The sequence below is a fragment of the Plantibacter sp. CFBP 13570 genome (assembly GCF_014841395.1).
GTDB lineage: Bacteria > Actinomycetota > Actinomycetes > Actinomycetales > Microbacteriaceae > Plantibacter > Plantibacter auratus.
Genome location: NZ_JACYTW010000091.1, coordinates 1 through 9,728 on the forward strand (window position 1 = coordinate 1; position 9,728 = coordinate 9,728).

General features: G+C 68.7%; 9 protein-coding genes. 1 reads left to right on the plus strand and 8 read right to left on the minus strand.

Annotation, left to right across the window (positions count from 1 at the left end; translation table 11 throughout):
* Positions 1 to 64: 64 nt before the first annotated feature.
* The 8 genes from IFT89_RS18605 to IFT89_RS18640 form a co-directional block, all read right to left on the minus strand.
* The gene (locus IFT89_RS18605) at positions 65 to 658 is read right to left on the minus strand and encodes a TetR/AcrR family transcriptional regulator (protein ID WP_086474992.1); all 594 of its coding nucleotides are present in this window, start codon (positions 656 to 658) and stop codon (positions 65 to 67) included.
* A 203-nt stretch (positions 659 to 861) separates the two neighbouring features.
* The gene (arfA, locus tag IFT89_RS18610) at positions 862 to 2,370 is read right to left on the minus strand and encodes an arabinosylfuranosidase ArfA (protein ID WP_202939691.1); all 1,509 of its coding nucleotides are present in this window, start codon (positions 2,368 to 2,370) and stop codon (positions 862 to 864) included.
* 145 nt (positions 2,371 to 2,515) lie between these two features.
* A complete protein-coding gene (locus IFT89_RS18615) occupies positions 2,516 to 3,436 on the minus strand; it encodes a carbohydrate ABC transporter permease (protein WP_138945098.1) in 921 nt (306 codons plus the stop codon).
* On the minus strand, positions 3,436 to 4,392 hold the full coding sequence (locus IFT89_RS18620) for a carbohydrate ABC transporter permease (RefSeq protein WP_202939692.1): 957 nt from the start codon (positions 4,390 to 4,392) through the stop codon (positions 3,436 to 3,438). The genes IFT89_RS18615 and IFT89_RS18620 overlap by 1 nt, the downstream gene beginning before the upstream one ends.
* Positions 4,393 to 4,489: 97 nt before the next feature.
* Positions 4,490 to 5,827 (minus strand): extracellular solute-binding protein, encoded by a 1,338-nt coding sequence (locus IFT89_RS18625; protein WP_202939693.1) that lies wholly within the window; start codon positions 5,825 to 5,827, stop codon positions 4,490 to 4,492.
* A gap of 130 nt (positions 5,828 to 5,957) precedes the next feature.
* The gene (locus IFT89_RS18630; RefSeq protein ID WP_202939694.1) at positions 5,958 to 6,980 is read right to left on the minus strand and encodes a LacI family DNA-binding transcriptional regulator; all 1,023 of its coding nucleotides are present in this window, start codon (positions 6,978 to 6,980) and stop codon (positions 5,958 to 5,960) included.
* Positions 6,981 to 7,023: 43 nt separating this feature from the next.
* Positions 7,024 to 8,076, minus strand: a complete 1,053-nt coding sequence (locus IFT89_RS18635) for a LacI family DNA-binding transcriptional regulator (RefSeq protein WP_202939695.1) — start codon at positions 8,074 to 8,076, stop codon at positions 7,024 to 7,026.
* Between the two features lie 262 nt (positions 8,077 to 8,338).
* Positions 8,339 to 9,124, minus strand: coding sequence for a phosphatase PAP2 family protein (locus tag IFT89_RS18640; RefSeq protein ID WP_228501947.1), 786 nt, complete (start codon positions 9,122 to 9,124; stop codon positions 8,339 to 8,341).
* 161 nt (positions 9,125 to 9,285) lie between these two features.
* Between IFT89_RS18640 and IFT89_RS18645 the strand changes: the two genes are divergently transcribed.
* Positions 9,286 to 9,714, plus strand: a complete 429-nt coding sequence (locus IFT89_RS18645) for a YchJ family protein (protein WP_202939696.1) — start codon at positions 9,286 to 9,288, stop codon at positions 9,712 to 9,714.
* The last annotated feature ends 14 nt before the right edge of the window (positions 9,715 to 9,728 follow it).

A 9,728-nucleotide genomic window follows, 5' to 3' on the forward strand; every position in this document is an offset into this window, starting at 1 on the left:
CCACGCCGATTCCGCGGCGCTCGCGTCACCGCACCGCGCCGGGCCCCACAGACCCGCGCTCGGGTCAGCGCACCGCGCCGGCGTCACCGACGAGGAGGGCCCAGGCGCGCTCGAGGTCACCGGCCATGTCGACGGAGGGGTCGAGCGTCCACTGCACCTGCAGCCCGTCGGCGAGGGCGACCATGACGCGCGCCACGTGATCGGGATCGATGCCCGCGGCGACCCGCCCGGAAGCCTGGCGATCCCGGACGACGTCGGCGATGCTCCGGCGCACCGCCGTGACGTGATCGACGAAGAACCCGCGCACCGGGTGTTCCGCATCTCCGGCGGCCGCCGCCATCGTCAGGTACAACTCGACGAGGCCCGGGACATCGCTGTTGTGCCGCATGACGGCGACCAGACCCTCGATCGCGTCCTGCGACCCGGCCGCGGCGAACTCCTCGTAGTCGACGGCGTCGCGCTCCCGCAGGATCGCCGCGAACAGGTGTTCCTTGGATTCGAAGTAGTGCATGAGCCCCGGCAGACTGACGCCGACCTCACGCGCGACCTCACGGAGCGACGTGCCGCGGTAGCCCTCTCGCGCGAACACCGCGAGCGCGACGCGCAGGATCTCCTGCCGGCGCGCAACACCTTTCGCGTAGGAGCCCCGTGCCGTCATGTGCCGATTGTAGGGCCGCACGACGTCGGCGGTGGGCGGGATTCCCCCACCCACCGCCGACGCTGACACGTCCACAACTCAGGACGGTTCCGGCGCGCCGTTCGGCGATCACCGCGAGCGCGGCAGACCCGCCGCGATCGTCCTGAGTTGCGAACGTCGAGACCCCTGACTCGCAGACTGGAGCCCGCAGCCCGCTTCCCGACTCAGGCGCCGAGTGCGACCGCCGTCCACGACACAGGCGGGAGCGTGATCGTCAGGGTGCCGTCGGCGAGCGACGCACTCTCGTTCGCGACGAGGCCGACGCGCTCGCGGTCGTCGATCGTGTTCTTCGCGTAGACGTCCTCGTCGTGGATACCGTTCGCCTCGACGATCGAACCGACGCCGAGCGCCGAGACGTCGACGGTCACCGTGATCGCCTCGTCCTGGTGGCGGTTCACGAGGAACACGGCCGCGGTCCCGGCCTCGGCGTCGTACGTCGCGACCGAGTCGACGAGCGGTGCGTCACCGTGGACCTTCGTGGTGTAGCTGCCGACCTCGATGCGCGGCGCGAGTACGACACCCGACGCGAGTCGGCTGGTGACCGAGAACGGGAAGAACGTCGTCTGCCGCCAGGCGCCACCACCCGGCTCGGTCATGATCGGGGCGATGACGTTCACGAGCTGCGCGAGGCTTGCGGAACCGACGCGGTCGCTGTGCTTGAGCAGCGTCATGAGCAGGTTGCCGAACACGACCGCGTCGGCGACCGAGTAGACGTCCTCGATGAGGCGGGGCGCGTAGGCCCACTCCTCGATCGTGCCCTCGATCGCGTTCCACTCGTCGAGGTACCAGACGTTCCACTCGTCGAACGAGAGCTGGATCTGCTTGTCGGAGTGGCGCTTGTGCTGGACGTGGTCGGCGGCCGCGACGACCGTCCGGATGAAGTACTCCATGTTGAGGGACGACGCGAGGAACGACCCGAGGTCGCCGTCGCGCTCCTGGTAGTACGCGTGGCAGGAGATGTAGTCCACCGAGTCGAAGCTGTGCTCGAGGACGGTGCGCTCCCAGTCACCGAAGGTCGGCATCGAGGAGCTCGACGAACCACAGACGACGAGTTCGAGCTTCGGGTCGACCATCTTCATCGCCGAGGCGGTCCGGGCCGCGAGCTTGCCGTAGTCGTCGGCCGACATGGCGCCGACCTGCCACGGCCCGTCCATCTCGTTGCCGAGACACCACATGCTGATGCCGTAGGGCTCGGGTGCACCGTTCGCGATCCGCTGGTCGGACAGCGCGGTGCCGCTCGGGTGGTTCGTGTACTCGAGGAGGTCGAGCGCTTCGAGCACCCCGCGCGTGCCGAGGTTGACCGCCATCATCATCTCGCTGCCGGTGAGCTTGCACCACTTCGCGAACTCGTCGACGCCGACCTGGTTGGTCTCGAGCGAGTGCCAGGCCAGGTCGCGGCGCACGGGGCGGTTCTCGCGCGGCCCGACGCCGTCCTCCCAGCGGTAGCCGGAGACGAAGTTGCCGCCGGGGTAGCGGATGGTGCTCGTGCCGAGCTCCGTGACGAGGTCGACGACGTCGCCGCGGAAGCCGTCGGCGTCGGCGGTGGGGTGGCCGGGCTCGTAGATGCCGTCGTAGACGCAGCGTCCCAGGTGCTCCACGAACGAGCCGAAGATCCGGCGGTTGACGGGGGCGACCGTGACGTTCGGGTCGATGGCGATGCGTGCGGTGGTCATGACGGGAGGTGTCCTTCGTTCGGGCCGGAGTCGGCCGTGGCGTGCGGTGCTGGTCGTTCGTGCGTTGCGTGGGCGGTCGTGGTGTCGATGATGTCGCGGAGTTCCCGGTCGGGGCGACGCCGCGGCGGCGCGTCTGTGGAGCGGCTCACTTCACGCTGCCGAGGGAGAGCCCACCCTGCCAGTACCGCTGCAGGGAGAGGAAGGCGATGATGAGCGGCACGATCGAGATGAACGCACCGGTGACGATGAGGTTCCACACCTGCTCGCCGCCGGCACCCGCGTTCGACAGTGCCGTCCAGTTGTTCAGTCCGACCGTCACGGGAAGCAGGTTCGGGTCGCTGAGCACCGCCAGCGGCAGGAAGAAGTTGTTCCACGTGCCGACGATCGAGAGCAGCAGCACCGTGACGATCGCCGGGCGCAGCAGCGGGAGGGCGACCTGGAAGAAGGTCCGCAGCTCCCCCGCGCCGTCGACCCGTGCAGCATCGAGGATCTCGTCCGGGATGGCGTCCTGGGTGTAGATGCGCATGAGGTAGACGCCGAACGGGCTGAGCAGTGACGGGAGGATCACGGCCCAGATCGTGTTGACGAGGCCGACCTGGCTGAGCAGGACGAAGGTCGGGATGACCAGGGCCGTGAGCGGGACCATGACCGCGCCGAGCAGCAGGTTGAAGAACAGCGAGCGACCACGGAACCGGTACTTGGCGAAGCCGTATCCGGCGAGCACCGCGAGGACCGTGGCACCGATCCCGCCCGAGAACGCGTACAGGAAGGAGTTCCCGAGCCAGCGCCAGTAGATGCCGCCCTGATGGGTGGAGAGCTCGGCGACGTTGTCGAAGAAGTTGAACTCACCGTCGAACCAGAGCGGCCCGCCGGAGCCGGTGAAGAGCCCGGAGGTGTCCTTCGTCGCCGCGACGATCAACCACCACAGCGGGAGGATGAAGTAGATGACGAGGGCGAGGAGGAAGAGGTGCGAGCCGACGCGTCGGCCGCCGGTGCGGGCCTCAGGGCCCTGACGTCGTCGTCCGGCCTTCGGGTTGACGGCCGGGATGGCGGTGGTGGCGCTCATCATTTCAGTCCGCTCTGCTTGCGCGTGAGGAAGAGGAAGACGTACGAGCCGATGAAGACGATGATCCCGAGCGCGAAGGAGATCGCGGAGGCGTAGTTGAACTGGCTGTACGAGAAGGCGAGGGAGTACGCGTACATGTTCGGCGTGTACGAGATCGGGATGGCGCCCTGGGCGACCCCGCGCAGCACCTGCGGTTCGGTGAAGAACTGCAGCGTGCCGATCATGGCGAAGATGAGCACCATCACCATCGACGAGGAGATCATCGGCACCTTGATGCGGAGCGCGGTCTGGAACGCGTTCGCGCCGTCGATGCGGGCGGCCTCGTAGATGGACGGGTCGATCCCGCGGAGCGCCGCGTAGATGATGATCATGTAGTAGCCCGACCACTGCCAGGTCACGATGTTGACGAGGCTGCCGAAGATGCTGCTCTGGTCGAGGAAGGACGGCGCCGTGGCCCCGAAGAGCGCGAAGACGTCGGTCGCCGGACCGAAGCGAGGACTGTAGAGGAAGCCCCACATGAGCGCGCCGATGACCACCGGGATGGCGTACGGGACGAAGATCATGAGCCGCGAGAACTTCGACAGGACGGTCGCCAGGTTGTCGAGCACGAGGGCTGCCACGAGCGCGACGAGCATCTGCGCGGGGATCATGACGAGCGCGAACACCGCCACCCGCCCGAGCCCGCTGAGGAAGATCGGGTCGGTGAAGGCCTTCGCGTAGTTCGCGAGGCCGGTGAACTCGGTACCGGTCGCGAGGGTGGAGGTCTGGAGGCTCATCCAGAACGCGTAGCAGAGCGGGAAGATGAGGAAGGCCGCGAAGACCACGGCGAAGGGGGCGACGAAGAGCCAGCCCCAGCGTTGCCGTCGCCGGTCGATCGCGCCGATGCCGCCTCGTCGCGGACGGACGATCCTGGCGGCCGACGCGGCGGTGGAGGCCGATCCGGTGGTGAGTGCCATGATGCTGCTTTCGAGTCGTGTGGACCACCGGGGCGGCGACTGCGCCGCCCCGGTGGTGGAGGACGTGCGGGGCGACGTCGCGGCCGCCCCGGTGGGGCTACTTCGAGGTGAAGCCCTGCTCGGTGGCGTACTTCTCGAGGCTCGCCTGGAGGTCGTCGAGCGCCTCGTCGGCGGTCTTCTCCCCCTGGACCATCGCGTACTGCTGCTCGGTCAACTGGTCGAACGCGTAGTTCTGGAACGGACTGAACGTGAAGCCGCTGTAGCCGGCCGCCGCGGCGAGGAAGACGTCCTTGTTGATCTGCTGACCACCGAAGAACGGGTACTCGAGGTTCGTGAAGTAGTCGGACTCCAGGATCGGCTTGTACGTCGGGAACAGCGCGCCCTGCTCGATGCCGATCTTCCACGCCTCATCGGTGCCGAAGATGTCCTTCGCGACCTCTGCGGCGAGTTTCTTGTCCTTCGCCTGCTCGGTCACGGCGAAGGTGGATCCGCCCCAGTTCACCTGGACGGGGTTCGCCGCGTCCCACTGCGGGAGCGGGGCGGCGCGCCACACGGCGGTGTCGTCGGCGTCGGAGAGGCCCTGCAGGTAGCCCGGGCCCCACGCGGCCGCGAGGTAGACGGCGTAGGTGCCGTCGACGAGGCTCGTGTTGTAGTCGGCGGTGAAGGCGTCGTCGGTGGTGACGAGTCCGTCCTTCACGAGGCCGTCCCAGTAGTTGAGGACCTTCTTGGACGCGTCGTCGTTCACGTCGATCGACACCTCGGTGGGCTTCGTCTTGTCGTACTCGAACGGCTTGGAGCCGGCCTGCGCGAACAACGCCTGGTTGAAGGCCCGGCCGTTCGTCGGGAAGTTGGCGAGGACACCCGTGCCGGCGTCCTTCAGCTGTTTCGCGGCGGCGGCGAACTCGTCCCAGGTGGTCGGTACGGCGATGCCGGCCTTGTCGAAGAGGTCCTGGCGGTAGAGCATGCCCATCGGGCCGCTGTCGACCGGGATCGCGTACACCGAATCACCGCTCGTGACGTCGTTCCAGGCGCCCTCGGTGTACTTGTCCTTGACCTCGTTCGCGCCGAACTCGCCGATGTCGACGAGCGCCTTGCGGATCGTGAAGCTGGAGATGACCTCGGACTCGAGCATGATGACGTCGGGTGCTCCGGACTTCGCCTCGATGGCGGTGGAGAACTTCGTGTACTCGTCGTTGCCCTGGCCGGCGTTCGTCCAGCAGACCTGGACGTCGTCGTGCGTCTCGTTGAAGAGGTCGACGACCTGCTCGAAGGCGGGGAACCAGGCCCAGACGGTGACCTGCGGCACGTCCTTCTTGGTGATGGTGTTGGTGCAGGAGGCTTCGCCGCCTCCGCTTGCGCCACCGGTGGAGCATCCGGTGAGGGCCATCGCTGCGACGGCGACCGTGCCGACTGCTGCGAGAACTCGTGACTTCATGTGGGTGCTGTCCTCTCGGAGATGGAACTTCATTGTCATCGTGCCGGGTTTTACAACGTTGAAGGTAAACGTTGTAAAAGCATGATGCCGGGTGGTTCCGGCGATGTCAAGGACGAATCGGGGCGGCGGATCAGACGGCTGGGAGCGCGGTGGACTCCCGCTGGACGAGCACGAAGTCAGCGAGCACGAGGCGCGGAGGGAAGGACTCGTCGCGCCGCTCGATGCGCTCCAGCAGCAGATCCACGGCCGTCTCGGCGATCTGGTCGCGCCCCGGCGCGATCGTCGACAGCGACGGCAGGGAGTACCGGCCCTCGTCGATGTCGTCGAAGCCGATGATCGCCACCTGCTCCGGCATGCGGATGCCACGCTCACTCAGCACGCGCATCGCGCCGAGGGCGAGGGCGTCATTGAAGGCGACGATGCCGTCGAACCGCACCCCCTCGTCGAGCATCGTGCGCATCGCGACCGCGCCGTCCAGGCGATGCCAGATCTCGACCTCCCGCACGAGGGACTCGTCGTACGGCAGACCCGCGGCGTCGAGCGCTTCGCGGTAGCCGACGAGGCGCAGTCCGGCCGAACCGATCTCCTCCCCCGGGTGTGCGCCGAACGCCACGATCCGTCGGCGCCCCGAAGCGATCAGGTGCTCCGTCGCCGCCCGGACGCCCTCGGTGTTCTGCATGGTGACGTGGTCGTTCTGAGCGTTGAAGATCCGCTCGCCGAGGAGGACCATCGGCGTGCGCACTTCGGCGAGGATGTCGACGTCCTCCTCCCCCAGCTCGAGCGCGGAGTACAGGATGCCGTCGACGAGTTGCGTCCGCGGACCACGGACGAGCGCTGCCTCGCGCTCGCGGTCACCACCGGTCTGCTCGATCAGCACGTACAGACCACGCTGCGCGGCGGCGTGCATGACGGCGTCGGCGAGTTCGGCGAAGTAGGAGTTCCGGAGGTCGGGGATGATCAGGCTGATGACGCCGGACCGGCCGGAGCGGAGCCCACGCGCGGAGAGGTTCGGGCGGTAGCCGAGCTCGGCGATCGCCGCGAGCACCCGCTCCTTGGTGGCCTGCTTGATGTGGGGGTAGTCGTTGACGACGTTCGAGACGGTCTTGGCGGACACCCCGGCGAGCTTCGCCACGTCGTGCAGGGTGGTCGCCATGATCCTCCTCGGCGGCGGCATGCCCGGCCGCCCTGTACGCACTCTACAACGTTGAAGGAGCGCCCCCAGGGCCTTGCCCCCGGGCGGTCAAGGAACCGGTGGACTCCCTCGGGACGACGCGGAAGCCGCTGACGATCGCGCGCGGTGCCTCCGACAGCCCGGGTGCGGCGATCCGCTCGATGAGGAGCTCGACGGCGCGCTCGGCGATCTCCTCCCGGCCGATGTCGACCGTGGACAGGGTCGGGAGGGCATAGCGCGTCTCGTCCAGGTCGTCGAAGCCGATGATCGCGACGTCCTCGGGGATACGGAGCCCGGCGTCCTGGAGGACGCGCATGGCGCCGAGGGCCATCGCGTCGTTGAAGGCGACGACGCCGTCGAACGGCAGGCCCGCGGCGATGACCTCGCGCATCGCGTTCGCCCCGTCACTGCGATGCCAACTGACGACGGTGCTGACGTAGGCGGGATCGGCTGGGATACCGGCGGCCTCGAGCGCCTCCCGATACCCCTGCAGGCGGAGAGCGGCCGGCCCGAGGGTGTCGTGCGGGTCGGTGCCGAGTGCGACGATGCGGCGTCTGCCCTGCGCGAGCAGGTGTTCGGTCGCCGCGCGGGCGCCGTCGACGTTGGCCATCGTGACGTGGTCGCGGTCGCCGTCGAACAGCTGCTCACCGAGGATCACCATGGGCCCGTCCGGGAGCAGCGCGCTGTCGTCGCGATCGAGGCTGAGCGGGCTGTAGAGGATGCCGTCGACGAGCTGCATGCGCGGCCCGCGGAGGATCTCGAGCTCGACGTCGCGACCGCCGGCCACCTGCTCGATGAGCACCGAGAGTCCGCGCGCACGAGCCTGACGCATGACCGCGTCGGCGAGCTCCGCGAAGTAGGCGTTGCGGAGGTCCGGGATGATGAGGCTGATCACGCCGGACCGACCTGAGCGGAGACTCCGGGCCGAGAGGTTGGGGCGGTAGCCGAGTTCGGCGATCGCGCGCTCGACCTTGGAGCGGGTCGCATCGCTCACATGCGGGTAGTCGTTGACGACGTTCGAGACGGTCTTGATCGAGACGCCCGCGCGTGCGGCGACGTCGTGCATCGTGATCGACACGCGTCTCCTCCCCCGGCCGGCTCCCGGCTGTCAGCAGACTACCGCTCCGCCGGCACAGGGTGTCGTGGCCGCCAGCGCGGTGCGCTGACGTGAGCGCGGGTCTCTGGCGTGAGCGCGGGCCTCCGGAGGGGCGCGCCCGCGCGGTGGACCCGCGCTCACGCCCATCCGAGCGGTCTGGGGTCAGCGCACCGCGCTGGCGTCAGGACCGAACACGAACGACGAGCGCTGGACGACCGGCATCGAGCGACGGGCGTCCGCTCGATCAGCCGTCGGTGAGCGGGACCCGTTTCTTCGGTTCGGTCGACATCCGGTGCAGCAACGGCACCGCGATGATGAGCGCGACACCGGCACCGAGCAGCAGCCCACCGATCGTGTCGCTCACCCAGTGGGCGCCGAGATAGGTCCGCGACAGCATCATCAGCAGCGTGTAGGCGACACCGATCAGCCACACCCAGACCCGCGGGAAGATGATCCCGAACGCGACGGCGATGGTCGCCGCGTTCGCACTGTGCCCCGAGGGGAAGGAACCGAAGTCCGCGTGGACCAGGATGTCCTCGGGCCGCGATCGACCGACGATGTTCTTGATGATCTGCACCGCTCCGGCGCTCAGGGCGGAGACGATCGCGAAATACAGGGCCGCCCACGGTCGGCGAAGCAGCAGGAGGACGGCGATCCCGAGCAGTGGTACGACGAAGATCGCGACGACCCCGCCGCCGAGCCAGTTCATGACGAGCGCAGCCTGGACGAGCCACGGCGACCGCTCCTCGAGGACCTCCTGCATCCACTCCTCGTCGAACCCGAACGGGGCGTTCGGGCCGCGCTGGAAGAGCAGCACGCCGAGCAGGAGGACGAGGACCACGGCGATCGCGCCGCTGATCAACGGCCACCGCCGGGAGACCTTCGCGGCGAGCTTCGGATCGGGCCGGATCGACGCCGGGTCCGGATCCATCGCGAGTGCACCGGACTCGTCGAGCGCGGGCGAGACCGCCTCGTGCACCTCGGGAGCCGGTGCAGCTGCTGGGTCGTCGTGGTCGTCGGGTGCCGTCATCGTCCCATCATGCCGTGTCGGGCATGTCTCACGCGTGGGCTTGCGCCAGGAGGATGACGCCCTGATCGCCGCGTCGATGCACCGCCGGACTCGCGCCGGCGGCCAGCACGGCCGACGGCCGACGAGCAGGACCCGCGAGCCTCACGGGCGATACTGGAGCGGTGATCCCTGACCCCCGAACCGCTCTCCTCGCCGACGACGCGCGGTGCCCCTGCCTGTCCGGTGAGACGTACGGCGCCTGCTGCGGGCGCCTGCACCGAGGTTATTCGGCGGCTGCGACCGCGGAGGCGCTCATGCGGTCGCGGTTCTCGGCCTTCGCGGTCGGTGACGCGGCGTACCTGCTGCGCACCTGGCATCCGTCGACCAGGCCGGCGTCGCTCGAGCTGGACGGCTCGCTCCGCTGGTACCGGCTCGACATCGTCGAGACCTCCCGCGGGGGCCTGCTCGACACCGAGGGGATGGTCGAGTTCGTCGCGCACCACAAGGTTCCCGGCGTGCGGGGCTCGGCGGGGAGCCAGCACGAACGGAGTCGGTTCTCGAAGGACACCGGCGCCTGGACGTACGTCGACGGCTTGGACCCCTCCGCCTGACCGGGACCCGCTCG

Coding starts and splice junctions, on each gene's coding strand:
- IFT89_RS18615 (WP_138945098.1), bottom strand. CDS start 3,436: ATGAGCGCCACCACCGCCATCCCGGCCGTCAACCCGAAGGCCGGACGA.
- arfA (WP_202939691.1), bottom strand. CDS start 2,370: ATGACCACCGCACGCATCGCCATCGACCCGAACGTCACGGTCGCCCCC.
- IFT89_RS18640 (WP_228501947.1), bottom strand. CDS start 9,124: ATGACGGCACCCGACGACCACGACGACCCAGCAGCTGCACCGGCTCCC.
- IFT89_RS18620 (WP_202939692.1), bottom strand. CDS start 4,392: ATGGCACTCACCACCGGATCGGCCTCCACCGCCGCGTCGGCCGCCAGG.
- IFT89_RS18625 (WP_202939693.1), bottom strand. CDS start 5,827: ATGAAGTCACGAGTTCTCGCAGCAGTCGGCACGGTCGCCGTCGCAGCG.
- IFT89_RS18605 (WP_086474992.1), bottom strand. CDS start 658: ATGACGGCACGGGGCTCCTACGCGAAAGGTGTTGCGCGCCGGCAGGAG.
- IFT89_RS18630 (WP_202939694.1), bottom strand. CDS start 6,980: ATGGCGACCACCCTGCACGACGTGGCGAAGCTCGCCGGGGTGTCCGCC.